The sequence below is a fragment of the Promicromonospora soli genome (assembly GCF_014653785.1).
Lineage (GTDB): Bacteria > Actinomycetota > Actinomycetes > Actinomycetales > Cellulomonadaceae > Promicromonospora > Promicromonospora soli.
The window spans coordinates 134,353-151,860 of sequence record NZ_BNAS01000009.1 but is presented as its reverse complement, the minus strand read 5'-3'; the positions used below and the strand labels follow the sequence as shown (position 1 = coordinate 151,860).

At 70.8% G+C, this 17,508-nt stretch carries 16 protein-coding genes; 12 read left to right on the top strand and 4 right to left on the bottom strand.

Features of this window, described 5'->3' with window-relative positions; translation table 11 throughout:
- Nucleotides 1–191: 191 nt before the first annotated feature.
- The 3 genes from IE250_RS22695 to IE250_RS22685 all read left to right on the top strand — a co-directional run bounded on the left by IE250_RS22695 (nt 192) and on the right by IE250_RS22685 (nt 3,381).
- Nucleotides 192–965 (top strand): DUF4230 domain-containing protein, encoded by a 774-nt coding sequence (locus tag IE250_RS22695; RefSeq protein ID WP_189671588.1) that lies wholly within the window; start codon nt 192–194, stop codon nt 963–965.
- 63 nt (nt 966–1,028) lie between these two features.
- Nucleotides 1,029–2,012: a hypothetical protein gene (locus tag IE250_RS22690; RefSeq protein WP_229872704.1), complete on the top strand. Its 984-nt coding sequence runs from the start codon at nt 1,029–1,031 to the stop codon at nt 2,010–2,012.
- Between the two features lie 196 nt (nt 2,013–2,208).
- Nucleotides 2,209–3,381, top strand: coding sequence for an FAD-dependent monooxygenase (locus IE250_RS22685; RefSeq protein ID WP_189671587.1), 1,173 nt, complete (start codon nt 2,209–2,211; stop codon nt 3,379–3,381).
- Between the two features lie 48 nt (nt 3,382–3,429).
- Here the strand turns inward: IE250_RS22685 and IE250_RS22680 are convergent, their stop codons facing one another.
- The 4 genes from IE250_RS22680 to IE250_RS22665 form a co-directional block, all read right to left on the bottom strand.
- A complete protein-coding gene (locus tag IE250_RS22680; protein WP_189671586.1) occupies nt 3,430–4,353 on the bottom strand; it encodes a COX15/CtaA family protein in 924 nt (307 codons plus the stop codon).
- A gap of 161 nt (nt 4,354–4,514) precedes the next feature.
- The gene (locus IE250_RS22675) at nt 4,515–5,732 is read right to left on the bottom strand and encodes a S8 family peptidase (RefSeq protein ID WP_189671585.1); all 1,218 of its coding nucleotides are present in this window, start codon (nt 5,730–5,732) and stop codon (nt 4,515–4,517) included.
- A 203-nt stretch (nt 5,733–5,935) separates the two neighbouring features.
- Nucleotides 5,936–6,700 (bottom strand): ABC transporter permease, encoded by a 765-nt coding sequence (locus IE250_RS22670; protein WP_189671584.1) that lies wholly within the window; start codon nt 6,698–6,700, stop codon nt 5,936–5,938.
- A complete protein-coding gene (locus IE250_RS22665) occupies nt 6,697–7,812 on the bottom strand; it encodes an ABC transporter ATP-binding protein (protein ID WP_189671583.1) in 1,116 nt (371 codons plus the stop codon). The genes IE250_RS22670 and IE250_RS22665 overlap by 4 nt, the downstream gene beginning before the upstream one ends.
- A 221-nt stretch (nt 7,813–8,033) precedes the next feature.
- On the opposite strand from IE250_RS22665, the gene IE250_RS22660 reads away from it, so the two are divergent.
- The 9 genes from IE250_RS22660 to IE250_RS22620 all read left to right on the top strand — a co-directional run bounded on the left by IE250_RS22660 (nt 8,034) and on the right by IE250_RS22620 (nt 17,418).
- Nucleotides 8,034–8,786: a helix-turn-helix transcriptional regulator gene (locus IE250_RS22660; RefSeq protein WP_189671582.1), complete on the top strand. Its 753-nt coding sequence runs from the start codon at nt 8,034–8,036 to the stop codon at nt 8,784–8,786.
- Entirely contained in the window at nt 8,786–10,222 is a 1,437-nt protein-coding gene (gene sufB, locus IE250_RS22655) for a Fe-S cluster assembly protein SufB (RefSeq protein WP_189671581.1), read from the top strand. The genes IE250_RS22660 and sufB overlap by 1 nt, the downstream gene beginning before the upstream one ends.
- A 1-nt stretch (nt 10,223) precedes the next feature.
- Nucleotides 10,224–11,426 carry a Fe-S cluster assembly protein SufD gene (sufD, locus tag IE250_RS22650; RefSeq protein WP_189671580.1) on the top strand — a complete coding sequence of 401 codons (1,203 nt, stop codon included), beginning with the start codon at nt 10,224–10,226 and terminating at the stop codon, nt 11,424–11,426.
- Nucleotides 11,423–11,767, top strand: coding sequence for a non-heme iron oxygenase ferredoxin subunit (locus IE250_RS22645; RefSeq protein ID WP_189671579.1), 345 nt, complete (start codon nt 11,423–11,425; stop codon nt 11,765–11,767). Before sufD ends, IE250_RS22645 begins: the two co-directional genes overlap by 4 nt.
- A gap of 46 nt (nt 11,768–11,813) precedes the next feature.
- On the top strand, nt 11,814–12,584 hold the full coding sequence (gene sufC, locus IE250_RS22640; protein ID WP_189671578.1) for a Fe-S cluster assembly ATPase SufC: 771 nt from the start codon (nt 11,814–11,816) through the stop codon (nt 12,582–12,584).
- Nucleotides 12,585–12,614: 30 nt separating this feature from the next.
- Nucleotides 12,615–13,946 carry a cysteine desulfurase gene (locus tag IE250_RS22635; RefSeq protein ID WP_189671577.1) on the top strand — a complete coding sequence of 444 codons (1,332 nt, stop codon included), beginning with the start codon at nt 12,615–12,617 and terminating at the stop codon, nt 13,944–13,946.
- 30 nt (nt 13,947–13,976) lie between these two features.
- A complete protein-coding gene (gene sufU / locus IE250_RS22630) occupies nt 13,977–14,459 on the top strand; it encodes a Fe-S cluster assembly sulfur transfer protein SufU (protein WP_189671576.1) in 483 nt (160 codons plus the stop codon).
- A gap of 10 nt (nt 14,460–14,469) precedes the next feature.
- A complete protein-coding gene (locus IE250_RS22625) occupies nt 14,470–14,847 on the top strand; it encodes a metal-sulfur cluster assembly factor (protein WP_189671575.1) in 378 nt (125 codons plus the stop codon).
- A 513-nt stretch (nt 14,848–15,360) separates the two neighbouring features.
- On the top strand, nt 15,361–17,418 hold the full coding sequence (locus IE250_RS22620) for an alpha-L-fucosidase (protein ID WP_189671574.1): 2,058 nt from the start codon (nt 15,361–15,363) through the stop codon (nt 17,416–17,418).
- Nucleotides 17,419–17,508: the final 90 nt, after the last annotated feature.

Here is a 17,508-nt window from a genome sequence, read left to right as displayed (position 1 = left end):
GACCGATCTCGAGACAACCGACCGAACTCACGGTTGGGGCTGACGCAACCGACCGAACTCGTCGGCGGGGGGTGGGGGCGTGCGACCGACCGGTCTCGCCGCGATCGTCCTCAGGCGGCGAGTGTCAGTGGGTGGCGCTAGCCTGTGGCCCCACGAGATATTCGGACATATCTCCGAAGGGGGCGGTTGCGATGACTGGCGCCGACGCCGACACCAAGCAGGTGCACTCACAGGCAGGGCCTCCATCGGGCAAGGGCAGCGGGCCGACGCCGGACGGGAGTGCCCGCCGCCGCCGCATGCCCGCCTGGCTGGCTGGCATCATCGGGTTTCTCGTCGGCCTGGCGCTGACCGCCGGGCTGGTCGTCGGTGTGCTGTCCGCGCTGCGCGACGACTTCCGCGACGCGTTCTGGCGGGTGCTGGTCGAGGGGCTGAACCCGTTCACGACCAGCGAGGTCGACCGGTCGGAGACGCCGGTCCTCCTCAGCATCAAGGACCTGGCGCGGTTCGTGGCGGCCGAGGCGCAGTACGAGGTGCTCGTGGACCTGGAGAAGGACGTCAAGTACCTGCCAGGCTGGCTCGCGGGGGAGCGCACGGTGCTCGTCGTGAACGGTTCGGTCGAGGCGTACGTGGACTTCACGGGGCTCACCGAGGACGCGATCCAGATCTCGGACGACGGCGCGACGGTGTCGGTCACGCTGCCGGAGCCGCAGCTTGCCGAGCCGCGCATCGACCTCGACGCCAGCCGCGCCCTCACGGAGGACCGCGGCCTGGTGGATCGGGTGGGTGACTTCTTCGATACGGACACCGATGCCCGGCAGGAGGCGCTCGCGGCGGCCCAGGACCAGATCGCCGCTGCCGCAACGGGCTCCGACCTGGACGAACGCGCCCGTACGAACACGACTGCGACCCTTGAGGCGATGTTGTCCTCGCTCGGGTACGACCGGGTCCTGGTCGAGTTCCGGTAAGTCCGGAAGGTCGAGCACCGGGCGTGTCATAACGGCGTTACCGGCCTGCGCTATTCTCCCCGCGTGACCAGCGAACCCGACATGCTTCCCAACGTATCGTCCCTCCCGGCCTGGCTCGTCCCGTCCGTCTACCTGAACTGGTCCGAGGACTGGCTGGGCGAGGCGGTCGCCATCGCGAGCCGAAGCCACGAGCACCGTCTGCCGGGTGGCGCGGACGGCCCGCAGCGCGGCGACGTCGTCGTCACCGTCGTGGGCTCCGAACCGGGCATCGTCGCCGCGGTCGAGCTCATGGGCACCAGCCAGGGCGAGGACTGGGTCAGTGACGAGGTGTTCGGCCCGGACAAGCCAGTGGTCTGGGACGACCTCTTCAACGGTGCCGCGGCCTACGCGCGGTCCTCCGGCTGGCTGCCGCAGGAGCACGCACGCCTGGTGCTCGACGGCATCGCCCACCAGTACAAGCACGGCGCCACCGGCACGCTCGACGCGGGCAACTGCGAGACCGACGAGCTGTCGCCCAACCTGCACGTGCTGCGCCTCCTGGGGCACAAGCAGGTGGCCGGCACGGACCTGCGCCGCGAGGAGCGCTGCGCCTCGTGCGAGCGGTTCGTCGACGTCATGCAGCTGCGGCCGCACGACGACGGCGCCCACACCGGCCACACCGGCGAGCGACCGCTCGCGGAGCTCATCGAGCAGACGTTCCTGCTGTGCGCCCCGTGCCACGCGCTGCTGCACCCGCACGCGGTGCTGTCGCAGCGGGCGCAGATGCGCCCGGCGTGCCCGTCGTGCGGTCAGCGTGGCGCGACCAAGCGCATCGTGTGGGGCCAGGCGATCCACGACAACATGAAGCTCGAGCCGGACGTCGTGTACGGCGGCTTCGACACCCCGGTCCCGACGCCGGACTGGTACTGCCCCGAGTGCCACGCGAACTTCTCGTCGGGCGCCGTGTCGCAGCGCGCGCTGGGCGACCTGCCCGAGGCCGTGCCGGTCGGCGCGGGGGCGGTCGGCACGCCCGCGAACGGTGAGGACCTCTGGGTCCCGGAGGTCTGAGCCCTCGCTCTCCCCTCTCCGCTCTCCGCGAGATAGAACTGCAGCGAGATAGAACTGTGGCGAAGTAGAACCGAAGCCGAGGCTGGAGTTCTACTTCGCCACAGTTCTGTCTCGCTGCAGTTCTATCTCGCCACGTTGTTATCTCGCGGGGGCGCCCACGCCCGGAGCCGGCGTGCCGTAGAGCATGATGAGCCTCATGACCAAGAGCGCGATCGTCGTCGGAGCAGGGATCGCGGGACTGACCGCGGCCAACGCGCTGCTGCGCTGCGGCTGGGACGTGCGCGTGCTGGAGCGCTCGCCCGAGCCCCGCACCACGGGCGCCGGCATCGTTCTGCTCGCCAACGCGCTGCGCGGCCTGGACGCCGCGGGAGTGGGCGACGCCGTGCGCGCCGTCGGTCAGCGGGCCTATCCCGGCACGCTCCGCGACGGCAAGGGGCGCGCGCTGGTGCACGTCTCGTCCGAGCAGATCGCGGCACGGCTGGGCACCGTGGCCATCGCCTTTCACCGGCCGCGCCTGCAGGAGGCGCTGCTCTCCGGGCTCGGCGACGTCGTCACCTACGGCGCACCGGCGCTCGCGGTCGATCCCGGCGACGCCGCGCGCCCCGCCACGGTCACCCTCGAGGACGGCTCCACCCTGAGTGCGGACCTCGTGGTGGCCGCCGACGGCGTCCGGTCGCGCCTGCGCGCAGCGGTCGCAGCTGACGCGGCGGAGCCGGTCTACGTCGGGTCGACGACGTGGCTCGCCGTGCTCGACAACCCCGGGATCACCGAGATGTCCCAGACCTGGGGCCCCGGCGGCGAGTTCGGTCTGATCACGCTCGGTGACGGCCGGCTCTACTGGTACGGGACCCAGGTCGGCCCGGCGGGTCGGCCCACGGGGGACCCGGCGCGGGACCTCGACGCCGCCCGCGCGGCCTTCGCCGGCTGGCACGACCCCATCCCGCAGGTCCTGGCCGCGACCACGCCGGAGCAGGTGCAGCAGCTCGACCTCTACGGGTTCCCCGAGCCGATCCCGCGGATGGCCCGCGGCCGGGTAGCCCTGGCCGGTGACGCCGCGCACGCCATGCCGCCGAACGTGGGCCAGGGCGGCTGCCAGGGCATCGAGGATGCAGTGGTGCTGGCAGCGTCGGTCTCGGGCACGGACTCCGTCGTCGACGGGCTGGCCGCCTACGACCGGGTGCGCCGCCCGCGGACCTCAGGTGTGCTGCGCGCCGCCTGGGCAAGCGCCCGGTTCGGCGAGCAGCTCGGCAACCCGGCGCTCGTCGGGCTGCGCAACGCGGCGCTCAGCGTGGTGCCGGCGCGTCTCATGCTCGACGGCATGGCGCGCTTCGCGAGCTGGACGCCGCCCCCGCTGCCGGTGGCCAGCTGACCCGCGTCGTCCCGGGCCGGCTCGCCGGCCCGACGTCGAGGGCCCGGCTCAGCGCACCCGCGTCGTCAGCCACACGCGCGTCGTCCCCGCGATCAGCACCGCCGCGCCGATCATGTGCAGCCCCACCAGCAGCTCGGGCAGGTCGGTGAAGTACTGCACGTACCCGATGGCGCCCTGCGCCAGCGTGATGCCGAGCAGGATCAGCGCGGCCCGGCGCACCGGCGCGGGACCGCGGCGCACGGCGACAAGGTAGGTCACCAGGACGGCCATGAACGCCCACACCGCGGCGGCGTGCCACTTGGTCAGCAGCGCCGGGTCGACGGCGAACCGGTAGCCCACCTCGGCGTCGCCGCTGTGCGGGCCGGCGCCGGTGGTGAGCACGCCGAGCACGACCACGACGGCGGTCAGCGTGGCGAGGGTCCAGGCCAGGGCGCGCACGCGCGGGCCGACCACGAGGGTCGGGGCCTCGTCTCCCTCGCCGTGCCGGTGCAGCACGTAGAGGGACGCCGCCACGAGGGCGCCCGAGACGCCGAAGTGCAGCGACACCCAGCCCGGGTGCAGGTCCAGCAGCACCACCACGCCGCCGATCACGGCCTGCGCCAGCACGCCCACGATCGGCACCAGGCCGAGCACGCGGTAGGACGTCGACCGCTTCAGGTCAGTGCACACCGCTACCGCGAGCAGCACCGCGATGACCGACAGCACGCCCGTGAGCGTGCGGTTCCCGAACTCGATGTACGGGTGCAGGGTCGTGGCCTCGTGGAACTGCGGGGTGAAGGACCCGGGCTCGCACTGCGGCCACGTGGAGCAGCCCAGGCCCGACTCGGTCAGCCGCACGGCGCCACCCGTGCCGATGATGCCGATCTGGCCGACCAGGTTCGCGACGAGGACCGCGCGGGTCCAGTGGCGGAAGCGGTCGACGCGGCCGGCGAGCGCGGCGAACCGGGACGTGGGGGCGGCGGTTGCGGTCACGGCCCCACGCTATCGGCCGACGGCGGCGCGGGGCTCCGCGTTCGGCCCCGGCCGGGTGTGATTCTCGCCCGGTGCGAGTCGGCGAAGCAGAGCGCCTGCCCCACTCCCGCACGAGGCAAGCCTCGCAGAAAGGGGACAGGCGCTCTACTGAGCAGTGATCGTCAGAGACCGCTGACGTTCAGCAGCAGGTTGGGTGAGCCGGTGCCCGGGTCGGTCACGACGTCCGGCAGGGCCGCACCCGTCAGGGCGTCGCCGACCTCGGCCGGCGTGGCGGCGGGGTTGCCACCGAGTACGAGCGCCGCGGCGCCCGCGACGTGCGGTGTGGCCATCGACGTACCGCTGATGGTGTTGGTGGCGGTGTCGCCGGTGTACCAGGCCGACGTGATGTCGCTGCCCGGCGCGAAGATGTCCACGCAGCTGCCGATGTTCGAGTACGTGGCCCGGGCGTCTGTGTCCTCGGTGGCGCCGACGGTGATCGCCTCCGGGGTGGAGCTGGGCGAACCGTCGCAGGCGTCGGCGGCGCTGTCGTTGCCGGCGGCGAGAGCGAAGGTGACGCCGTCCGCGACCGCCGCGGACACGGCGTCGTTCACGGCCTGGGAGAAGCCGCCGCCGAGCGACATGTTGGCCACGGCCGGCTCGCCGGCGGCGTGGTCGGCGGTCACCCAGTCGATGCCGGCGATGACGCCGTCGAAGCTGCCCGAGCCTTCGCAGTCCAGGACGCGGACCGCGACGAGCGAGACGTCCTTGGCGACGCCGTAGGACGAGCCGCCCACGGTGCCCGCCACGTGCGTGCCGTGGCCCGCGCAGTCGGTGGCGTCGTCGTCGCCGTCCACGGTGTCGGTACCGCTGACCGCGCGGCCGCCGAAGTCCTCGTGGGTGGTCAGGATGCCCGTGTCGACGATGTACGCCGTCACGCCCGTGCCCGAGCTCCCGTACGTGTACGAGTCGTCGAGCGGCAGGTCCGCCTGGTCGATGCGGTCCAGGCCCCAGGACGGGACCGGCGACTGCGTGTCGGTCGCCGTCATCACGCGGTTCGGCTCCACGTACGCGACGGACGGGTCGGCCTCGAGCTTCTCTGCCTGGCCCGGCGACATCGATGCGGAGAAGCCCCGCACGGCGTTGGTGTACGAGTGGCGCACCTCGCCGCCGTACTTCTTCACCAGGCCGTTGGCCGTGCCCTTGACCTGGGCCTTTGCGACGTCGTTGTCCTTGAGCACGACGATGTACGAGTCCTCGATCACCGCGCCCGCGACGGGCGCGGGCGCCTCGTCCGGCGCCGCCGAGGACGTCATGGCCGCTGCAGCCGGGGCTGCCGCGAGGGCGATCGCAATACCGGTGCCGACGATCAGCCGACGGCGGTTGCTACGGGTGGAAGTCACGCTGCCTCCTGGGGAGTGTAGGTGAAATACACCCTAAACCGGTGCTTTTCACCCGCCTACTCGCGAAACAGTCATACCGTCGGGCTATGGGGGGAATTCTCGGACTGACCGAAGTAACGGGCGCAAGCGCAGCAACGGACCGAAGTCACTGCTGCAGGCCCAGCAACAGACCCATCCCGGGACCCCTCAGCCGCTCGAGCCGGTCAGTGCCAGCGGAAGAGCCGCGCCGCTCCGGCGCCGAGCGCGGCCGTCCAGCCCAGCAGAACCACTACGGAGAACGGCGGGACGGCGCCGTGCAGCAGGGCGCCGCGCATCGCCTCGCCCAGGGCGCCCGACGGCAGCAGCACCGCAGCGTGCGCCAGCGGACCCGCGAGCTGTTCGGCGGGCAGCAGCACGCCGCCGCCGACGGTGAGCAGCACGAGCACGAGGTTGGCCACGGCGAGCACACCCTCGGCGCGCAGGGTCCCGGCCAGCAGCAGCGCCAGGGCGGTGAACGCCGCCGTGCCCAGCAGCCCCGCGCCGACGACGGCGGGCAGCGCGCCCAGGTCCGGCCGCCAGCCGAGGGCTACCGCGACGGAAGCGATGACGGCCACCTGCACCACCTCGACGGCGAGGACGCCGAGCACCTTGCCGGCCAGCAGCCCCGTGCGGCCGAGCGGGGTGGTCGCCATCAGGCGCAGCACGCCGTTGCGCCGGTCGAACGCGGTGGCGATCGCCTGGGACGTGAACGCCGTCGACATCACGGCCAGCGCGAGCACGCCCGGCGTCACGAAGTCGATCCGCGAGTACCCCTGCGTGTCGAGCTCCAGGAACGACGTCTGCACCAGGCCCACGAGCACCAGCACGGGGAGCACTATCGTCACGAGCAGCTGCTCGCCGTTGCGTAGGATGGCGCGCGTCTCGAACGAAGCCTGGGCGGCGATCCGGCGGACGGCGGGCGCGGCGGCGGGCGGGGTCTCGACGGTCATCGCAGGTTCCTCCCCGTGAGGTCGAGGAACACGTCCTCGAGGGTGCGGCTGCCGGTGGTGACGGACCTGGCCAGCACGCCGCGGTCGGCGAGCCACGCTGTCACGGCCGCGACCGTGGACGGGTCCACCGGCCCGGTCACGGTGTAGACGCCGGGTTCGGCCTCGGCGGCGATCCAGGGGGCGGCGCCGGCCCCGCCGCCGTCGGACAGGCTGGCGGGCAGCACGTTGCGGAGGCCCGCGAGGTCCAGCCCGGGCCTGGCCTCGATGCGCAGGGTCCCGGGTCCCGCCCCGCCGCCCTTGCCCCACGGAGCGTCCTCGCTGCGCTGCGGGTCTCCGTGGGGACCCCGGTCGGCAACGCCGTCAGTGAGCTCGCGGACGCTGCCCGACGCGATCACGCGGCCGTGGTCCACGACATGGACGTGGTCGGCGAGGTCGGCCGCCTCGTCCATGAGGTGGGTGGTCAGGACGATGGCGACGCCGTCGGCCCGCAGCTCGCGCACGAGGTCCCAGACCGCGCGCCGGCTCTGCGGGTCCATCCCGGCGCTGGGCTCGTCGAGGAACACGACGTCGGGCCGGCCCACAACGGCCGCCGCGAGGGCGACCCGCTGCCGCTGCCCGCCGGACAGGCGGCGCACCGTGGTGCGGGCGAAGCCGTGCAGGCCGAGGCGCTCGGCGAGCTCGTCCACGGGGCGCGGCGCGGCGTACATGGCGGCGACGTGGCGCAGCAGCTCGAGGGCGCGCACACCGGTGGGCAGGCCGCCGTCCTGCAGCATGACGCCGACCCGGGGACGCAGGAAGCGCGCGTCGCCGATCGGGTCACGGCCAAGTACGCGGACCGTGCCGCCGTCGGGGGAGCGCAGGCCCTCGCAGCACTCGATGCTGGTCGTCTTGCCGGCGCCGTTCGGGCCCAGGACGGCGGTGATGGCGCCCTGGCGGGCGACGAGATCAAGGCCGTCCACGACGGCGCGGCCGTCGTAGCGCTTGACGAGGCCGCGTACTTCCACGGCGACCCCGTGGTCGGCACTGGCGGCGGCACCGGCTGGGCTGGCTGGGACAGCGCCCGCGGTGGCCGCCTGGGCGGGGTCGATCGCGGGCGCGTCGGACAGGGGCACCGCACAATCGTAGGCGGCGGTACGCGGGGCGTCGTCACGGTCCGTGACCTGGGTGTGGACCACGCGTGTGAGATGTGTCGCGATCGGACCCAACTGAGGGTCGCCTTCCTTGCGCATCTCGAATTAGGGAACAAGGATGTTCTCAAAAGCATTGGCGTCTGCGAAGGCGTGACCACGCGGGTGAAACGTGCCCCGGATCGACGTACGAGGAGGTGACCAGCATGAGCGCACAGACAGAGGTGGCAGCCCACCCGGCGAGCCACGAGACCGACGGCACCACGCGTCGGCGCGTGCTCGAGCTCGTCGCCTCCCGCGGTCCCGTGACCGCGGGCGCGCTCGCCGCCGTGCTGGGCCTGACGGCTCCGGCCGTGCGCCGGCACCTGACGCTCCTGGAGGACGACGGCAAGATCACCGTCTACGAGGCCTCGCGGTCGGGCACCCCCCGGCGAGGGCGCCCCGCACGCAGCTACGTCGTCACGAGCGGCGGACAGTCCGAGCTGGCGGGCGGCTACCAGGAGATCGCCCGGCAGGTCCTGCGGTTCCTCCGGGACACGGGCGGCCAGGAGGCCGTGGCCGGCTTCGCCAAGGACCGGTTCGACGCCGTCGCCCGCAGGTACGCCCCGCACGTCACCGCGTCCGACGCCGCGGGACGGGCCGCCCAGCTCGTCCAGCTGCTGTCGGCAGACGGCTACGCCGCCTCCGTGCGGCCGGTGCCTGCGCCGCTGACGGGCCCGACGGCCGGTGTGGTGGCACCCGCGGTCCAGCTGTGCCAGGGGCACTGCCCCGTCCAGCACGTGGCCGAGGAGTTCCCCGAGCTGTGCGAGCAGGAGGCCCGCGCGTTCAGCGAGCTGCTGGGCTCGCACGTCCAGCGCCTCGCCACCATCGCGGGCGGCGCGTACGCCTGCACCACGAACATTCCCGTGAACACCCCCGCGACGAACATCCCCGCGACGACCCCCACCGAAGGAAAGTGATGAGCGCAGAAACGCAAGCGCCAGAGCAGCGCTCCGACGATGAGATCATCGCCAGCATCGGCTCTTACGAGTACGGCTGGCACGACAGCGACGCCGCGGGCATGTCCGCGCAGCGAGGCCTGAGCGAGGAAGTGGTCCGCAACATCTCGGCTCTGAAGAAGGAGCCCGAGTGGATGCTGAACCAGCGCCTCAAGGCGCTGCGCCTCTTCGGCAAGAAGCCGATGCCGAGCTGGGGCTCCGACCTGTCGGGCATCGACTTCGACAAGATCAAGTACTTCGTGCGCTCCACGGAGAAGCAGGCCACGTCCTGGGAGGAGCTGCCCGAGGACATCAAGGCCACGTACGACCGGCTCGGCATCCCCGAGGCGGAGAAGCAGCGCCTCGTCGCGGGCGTCGCTGCCCAGTACGAGTCCGAGGTCGTCTACCACCAGATCCGCGAGGACCTGGAGCAGCAGGGCGTCATCTTCGTCGACACCGACACCGGCCTGCGCGACTACCCGGAGCTCTTCCAGGAGTACTTCGGCACGGTCATCCCGTCGGGTGACAACAAGTTCGCCGCGCTGAACTCGGCCGTGTGGTCGGGCGGCTCGTTCGTCTACGTGCCGCCGGGCGTGCACGTGGAGATCCCGCTGCAGGCCTACTTCCGGATCAACACCGAGAACATGGGCCAGTTCGAGCGCACGCTGATCATCGCCGACGAGGGCTCGTACGTGCACTACGTCGAGGGCTGCACGGCCCCGATCTACACGTCCGACTCCCTGCACTCCGCAGTGGTCGAGATCATCGTGAAGAAGAACGCCCGCGTGCGCTACACGACGATCCAGAACTGGTCGAACAACGTGTACAACCTGGTCACCAAGCGCGCCACGGCCGCAGAGGGCGCCCAGATGGAGTGGGTCGACGGCAACATCGGCTCGAAGGTCACCATGAAGTACCCGGCGATCTACCTGCTGGGCGAGCACGCCCGCGGCGAGACGCTGTCCATCGCCTTCGCGGGCGAGGGCCAGCACCAGGACGCCGGCGCGAAGATGGTCCACGCCGCGCCGAACACGGTGTCGTCGATCGTCAGCAAGTCCGTGGCGCGCGGCGGCGGCCGCACGTCGTACCGCGGTCTGGTCCAGGTGCTCGAGGGCGCCACCCACTCCGCGTCCAACGTCCTCTGCGACGCGCTGCTGGTGGACCAGATCTCCCGCAGCGACACCTACCCGTACGTGGACGTCCGCGAGGACGACGTGTCCATGGGGCACGAGGCCACGGTCTCGCGGGTGAGCGAGGACCAGCTGTTCTACCTCATGTCCCGGGGTATGGAAGAGACCGAGGCCATGGCCATGATCGTGCGCGGGTTCGTCGAGCCCATCGCGCGCGAGCTGCCCATGGAGTACGCACTCGAGCTCAACCGCCTCATCGAGCTGCAGATGGAAGGGTCCGTCGGCTGACATGACTCTCACGACCGATCACTCGCGCGCTGTTGCCGACGGCGCCCACACACACGGCGCCGTCAAGCCTCAGGGCTCGCGAGCAGAGCGCCGCACGTCGTTCTCCCTGGAGGACATCCCCGTCCCGAACGGCCGCGAGGAGGAGTGGCGCTTCTCCCCGGCCGACCGCCTCCAGCCGCTGTTCCAGGCAGACCTCGGCACCTCGGGGGTCACGGTCCAGGTGACCGCGGCCCCCGAGGTCAAGGTGGAGACCGTCGCTCGCGACGACGCCCGCCTGGGTACCGCCGGCAGGCCCGGCGACCGCACCGCCGTCACCGCGTGGAACGCCTTCCAGCAGGCCACCGTCGTGACCATCCCGGCAGAGGCCGTGGCCACCGGCGTCACCTCCGTGCGCCTGGAGGGCGTGTCGCGGGACGCGACCGCGGCCCACGTGCAGATCCGCGCCGAGCGGCACGCCGAGGGCGTGGTGGTCATCGACCACGCCGGCGTCGGCACGCTCGCCGAGACCGTCGAGATCGTGGTCGAGGACGGCGCGCACCTCACCGTCGTCAGCGTCCAGGACTGGGCGGACGGCGCCGTGCACGCCTCCTCGCACCGGGCCCGCCTGGGCCGCGACGCGAAGCTCAAGCACGTGGTCGTGACGTTCGGCGGCGACGTCGTGCGCATCACGCCGGACGCCGAGTTCACCGCCGAGGGTGGTGAGGTCGAGATGGTGGGCCTCTACTTCGCGGACACCGACCAGCACCAGGAGCACCGCCTCTTCGTGGACCACGCGGTGCCGGACTGCAAGTCCCGCGTGACCTACAAGGGCGCTCTCCAGGGCTCCGGGGCGCACACCGTCTGGGTGGGCGACGTCCTGATCCGGGCGAACGCCCAGAACACCGACACCTACGAGCTCAACCGCAACCTGGTCCTCTCGGACGGCGCGCGCGCGGACTCGGTGCCGAACCTCGAGATCGAGACCGGCGAGATCGCCGGCGCCGGCCACGCCAGCGCCACCGGCCGCTTCGACGACGAGCAGCTCTTCTACCTCCGGTCCCGGGGCATCTCCGAGATCGAGGCCCGTCGTCTCGTCGTGCGCGGCTTCTTCGCCGAGCTCATCCACGAGATCGGCGTCGCCGAGGTCGAAGAGCGCCTGCTCGCCTCCATCGAGGCCGAGCTGGAGAAGTCGATGAGCGTGATCACCGGGGCACCGGCCGCATGACCGCGCAGCTGGCCTGCATGACCGACGACCTGGGACCGGAGGAGGCGATGCTCGTGGAGCTCGACGGCGCCGACGGCGCCCCGGTCCAGGTCGCCGTCGCACGTGACGCGGAAGGCAACTTTCACGCCATCTCCGACATCTGCTCCCACGGTGCCGTCTCGCTGTCCGACGGCGAGGTGGAGGGCTGCCTGGTCGAGTGCTGGCTGCACGGCTCCCAGTTCGACCTCCGGACGGGCCAGCCCGTCCAGCTTCCGGCGGTGCGCCCCGTGCCCGTCTACCCGGTGACGGTCGACGGCGAGCGGGTGCTCGTCGACATCGACGCCACCGTGCCCGTCTCCTGAACCATCTGAACCACTGACTTCGCAAGCTAACCCTGGAGCAACCGATATGCCCACCCTCGAGATCCGCGACCTGCACGTCAGCGTCGAGACCAAGGAAGGCCCCAAGCCGATCCTGCGCGGGGTCGACCTGACCATCGCCAGCGGTGAGACCCACGCGATCATGGGCCCCAACGGCTCGGGCAAGTCCACCCTTGCGTCGGCGCTCGCCGGCCACCCCAAGTACACGGTCACCTCGGGCACCGTCACGCTCGACGGCGAGAACCTGCTGGAGATGACAGTCGACCAGCGTGCCCGCGCCGGTCTGTTCCTCGCCATGCAGTACCCGGTCGAGGTTGCGGGCGTGTCGGTCGCGAACTTCCTGCGTACCGCCAAGACCGCCCTCGACGGCACCGCCCCCGCCCTGCGTACCTGGGGCAAGGAGGTCAGGGGCGCGATGGAGAACCTCCGCATGGACCCGGCCTTCGCCGAGCGTTCGGTGAACGAGGGCTTCTCCGGCGGCGAGAAGAAGCGCCACGAGATCCTCCAGATGGAGCTCTTCAAGCCGCGCTTCGCGATCCTCGACGAGACCGACTCCGGCCTCGACGTCGACGCGCTGCGCATCGTGTCCGAGGGCGTGAACCGGGCCAAGGAGAACACCGACATCGGGATCCTGCTCATCACGCACTACACGCGCATCCTGCGCTACATCAAGCCCGACTTCGTGCACGTCTTCGTGGACGGCAAGATCGCGGAGGAGGGTGGCCGCGAGCTGGCCGACCGCCTCGAGGAAGAGGGCTACGACAAGTACGTCGGCGCGAACACGACGGTCTCGGCCTGATTCACTGCTGACGTTTCGCGAGGGGACACCATGACCACCACCGCCACCGTGCGACCGGGCGACACCGCCCCGGGTGCCGCATCCGCCGTCGGGCTGTCGACGACCGAGCTGGCCGCCGTCCGGGCGGACTTCCCGCTGCTCGAACGCACGGTGCGGGGTGGTCAGCCCCTCGTGTACCTGGACTCCGCCGCGACGTCCCAGAAACCGCAGGTGGTGCTCGACACCGAGGTGGACTTCTACGAGCAGCGCAACGCCGCAGTCCACCGCGGCGCGCACCAGCTCGCCGAGGAGGCCACCGAGGCGTTCGAGCAGGCGCGCGCGGCAGTTGCCGCGTTTGTCGGCGCGGACGAGGGCGAGATCGTCTGGCAGCCGGGCGCGACGGCGGCGATCAACGTCGTGGCCTACGCCTTCTCCAACGCGTCCCTGGGGCGCGGCGGCGAGGCGGCAGTGCGGTTCCGGCTCGCGCCGGGCGACGAGATAGTGGTCACCGAGGCAGAGCACCACGCCAACCTGGTCCCGTGGCAGGAGCTGTGCGCCCGCACGGGCGCCGTCCTGCGCTGGATCCCGGTGACCGACGACGGCCGGCTCGACCTGGCGGACCTCGACCGGATAGTCACGGAGCGCACCAAGGTGCTGGCCTTCGGGCACGTGTCGAACGTGACCGGTGCCGTGGCGCCCGTCGCCACCCTGGTCGCGGCGGCCCGGCGCGTGGGTGCCCTCACGGTGCTCGACGCCTGCCAGTCAGTGCCGAACATGCCGGTCGACTTCCACGAGCTCGGTGTCGACTTCGCCGCGTTCAGCGGGCACAAGATGCTCGGCCCGACCGGCGTCGGCGCGCTGTACGGGCGGCGCGAGCTGCTCGAAGCCATGCCGCCTACCGTGACGGGCGGCTCCATGGTCGAGGTCGTGACCATGGAGAGCACCACGTACGCGCCGCCCCCGCAGCGCTTCGAGGCCGGCACCCAGATGGTCGCCCAGACCGTCGGAATGGGCTGCGCCGCGCAGTACCTCGGGGAGCTCGGCATGGCCGGCGTGGCCCAGCACGAGACGGAGCTGGCCGCCGAGATGCTGAAGATCGCCGACATCCCGGGCGTCCGGGTGATCGGCCCGCTCGACACGGCTGACCGCTTGGCCGTGGTCTCGTTCGTGGTCGACGGCGTGCACGCGCACGACGTCGGGCAGGTGCTCGACGACAAGGGGATCGCCGTCCGCGTAGGCCACCACTGCGCGCAGCCGCTGCACCGCCGGTTCGGCGTCGCGGCCACGGCGCGCGCGTCGGCGTCGGTCTACACCACGGTCGAAGAAGTTGTGGCATTCCGGGAAGCGCTGGCGGGGGTCCGCGCGTTCTTCGGAGCAGAGTGAGACTTCAGTGAGACCGAGAGAGGCAGCGGCGTGAGCACGCTCGAGCAGATGTACCAGCAGGTGATCCTGGACCACGCGAAGCACCCGGTGGGCCGTGGGCTCGTCGACCTTCCGTCGGCGGACCAGGGGCACCTCGCGGGGGAGTCGCACCAGGTGAACCCGACGTGCGGTGACGAGGTGACCCTCCGGGTCGACGTCACCCCGGAGGGCTCGGTGGCGGGCGTCTCGTGGGAGGGGCAGGGATGCTCCATCTCCCAGGCGTCGGTGTCGGTCATGACCACGTTGGTGGAGGGCGCACCGCTGGCCGAGGTGGCGCGGCTCGACCGGCTGTTCCACGACCTGATGTCGTCCCGCGGCAAGGGCCTGGGCGACGACGACGCAGAGGACGCCCTCGGCGACGCGACCGCCTTCACCGGCGTGTCGCAGTACCCCGCCCGGATCAAGTGCGCGCTGCTCGGCTGGGCGGCGCTCAAGGACTCGCTGGCGCGCAGTGGCGCGCTGGCAACGAGCTGAGGAGAGACCGATGACTGAGGCGAGCACCGACGTCGGGCAGGATGCACCGGCCGCTCCCGCTGAGGGAGTGGGCCCGTCGCCCACCACAGTGGTGGACGTCGAAGAGGCGATGCGCGACGTGATCGACCCCGAGCTGGGCATCAACGTCGTGGACCTGGGCCTGATCTACGGCATCCAGGTGGACCAGAACAACCACGCGACGATCGACATGACGCTGACGTCGGCGGCCTGCCCGCTGACGGACGTGATCGAGGACCAGAGCGCGCAGGCGCTCGAGGGCATCGTGGACGGGTTCCGCGTGAACTGGGTCTGGATGCCGCCGTGGGGTCCGGAGAAGATCACGGACGACGGCAAGGAGCAGCTGCGGATGCTCGGGTTCAACGTCTGAGGATCCGGCTGATACGACTTCGAGTTCTATTACGACATCTGGCCCTGACCGGCTAGATCCCGGGCCTTAGAGCGCTTCCGAGCGCCGGTAGTCCACGAGGAGTCCACGCGAGCCGCAAGCACCTTCCCGGTGGCGGCACCCGTGGACTCTTCCGTGTCCGGCCACAGGTGCGTCGAGGACGCTGGTGGCGCCTGCCTCGACGGCCAGGTCCGGTGGCCACCGATATGGCGTGGCCGGATGGCCGCGCCGTGGAGCCACTACTCCTGCACTCACTCACCAGGCCCGGACATACATCTGATGTCCTGATGGACTGGACCCGATGAGCGACCAGGAGTTTGCCGAGATCATCGCCCTGCTCTGGACAAATGGGGCGATCTCAGTCAACAATACATCCGATGTTTGGCGGGAATGGCTGGCCCTTCCCGCCCGATCCGCGCTCCCTCGCCGTCCGTGGCGTTTCGCGAACGGAAAGCTTCCGCCCTTCGTTTTTCCTACCTCTCAAGGAGTCGCACAATGTCGTCCGCTCCCCTCACCAGACGCTCTCTCATGAAGGCCGCCGCCCTGGCCGGCGGTGCCGTGACGTTCGGCCTGCCGCAGGTCATGTGGTCCGCCACCGCCGAGGCGTACACCGTCCCCTCCAAGATGGACTGGTGGTACCAGGCCCGGTTCGGGATGTTCATCCACTTCGGGTCCTACTCCCACCTTGGCCAGGGCGAGTGGGCGTTCGACAGCGGCTGGAGCAAGGCCGACTACCAGACCCAGGTCAGCAAGCCCTTCAACCCCACCGCGTTCAACGCCGCCACCATCGCCGAACTCGCCAAGAACGCCGGCATGAAGTACCTCGTGATCACCGCCAGGCATCACGAGGGCTTCGCGATGTGGGACTCGAACGTCGCTAGCTTCACGGACACCACCGGCACCCAGCAGTACAACCTCCGCGACTACTCCGGCTACCAGGGCGACCCGCTGGGGTCGCTCAAGACCGAGTGCGAGAGCCGTGGCATCAAGTTCTGCCTGTACTACTCGATCCTCGACTGGAACCACCCCTCTCAGACCGACCGCCACGAGAGCGGCCTCACCACGATGGCCTCACAGGCCGCCCGCACCGCCTACATCGCTGACATGAAGGCCCAGCTGCAGGAGCTGCTGGACCGCTACGACCCGGCACTGCTGTGGTTTGACGGTGACTGGTTCGCCGAACCCAGCAGCCCCACACTGGAGGACTGGTGGCTGAAGTCGGACGGCGCCGACCTCTACAACTGGCTGATCGCCCGCAAGCCCGGCCTCATCGTCAACGAACGGGTCAAGCGTGACCTCGAGCTCGGCGACTACACAGTCGCGGAGTTCGGTGTGCCCGCCGCGCCGATGAACCGGCAGTGGGAGCGGTGCTCCACCATGAACGGCGCCTGGGGATACAACGCCGGGAGCGAGAACTCCTACCGGTCCGTCAAGGACGTCGTGCAGGAACTCGTCACGGTAGTCTCCCGGGACGGCAACCTGCTGCTGAACATCGGCCCCAAGGGCGACGGCTCGGTCACCAACGGATCCGTGACCATCCTCAACGGCCTGGCCTCCTGGATGTCGACGTACAGCGACAGCGTTCACGGCACGAGCGGCAGCCCGTTCGCCACCGAGCCGGGCTGGGGCAGGATCACCAAGAGGGAAGGCAAGCTCTTCGCCCACGTCTTCACCTGGCCCACGAACGGCGTGCTCCAGATCCCGGCGATCGACAACGCGATCAGTCGCGTCTACCTCATGAACAACCCCTCGGCCTCGCTCAGCTACACCGCCAGCGGCAAGTACATCAACGTCACCGTGCCGGCCACCGCGCCCGCCTCCAGCGTGCCGGTGGTCTGCGTCGAGGTCAACGGGATGCCCGCGCCCAAGACGTCCGTGACGGTGTTCCAGGATGTCGCCTATTCGGGATCCAGCGCCCAACTGCCCCTGGGCAGCTACACGTCCTCCCAGCTGTCGGCCGCCGGCGTGGCGCCCGCCGGCATCTCCTCGATGCTGGTGCCCGGCGGCTACCAGCTGACGGGCTACTCCGGTGACAACTTCACCGGCACAGCCTGGACGTTCACCGCGGACAACTCCGACCTTCGCCCGACCGGCAACAACGACGCCATCAGATCGCTGAAGGTGACGTTCAACCCTGCCGCCTACTTCCGCCTGATCAACGTCACGGATCGCCTGGCCCTCGACAGCGGCGGCAATGTCGCCAGCGGCTCGAACCTCAAGCAGTGGACTCCAGTCACCAGCACCAACCTGCAGTGGCAGGCGATCGACCTCGGCAACGACTACTACAGGCTCGTCAACCGCACCAACGGCATGGTCGCCGACGGCTGGGGTTCCACCACCACGGGCGACCCGGTCCGGCAGGCGGCCTGGAACGGCGGCACCAACCAGCAGTGGAGGATCACCAACCGTGGCGGCGGCCGGTACTCGATCGGCAACCGCACCACGGGGCTGGTCCTCGACGGTGGCGGACCGGTCCCCTCGGGTTCCGTGACCAAGCAGTGGACCTGGCTCCACAACGACAACCTGCTGTGGACGTTCGACGCAGTGGGCTGACCGCGGCAGGCGGGTGAGGTGGTGGAGAGCCCACGGCGCCCGGACGTGCTGCGGTCGGCCGCAGCACGTCGGGGCGCCGCCGCTCGGGCA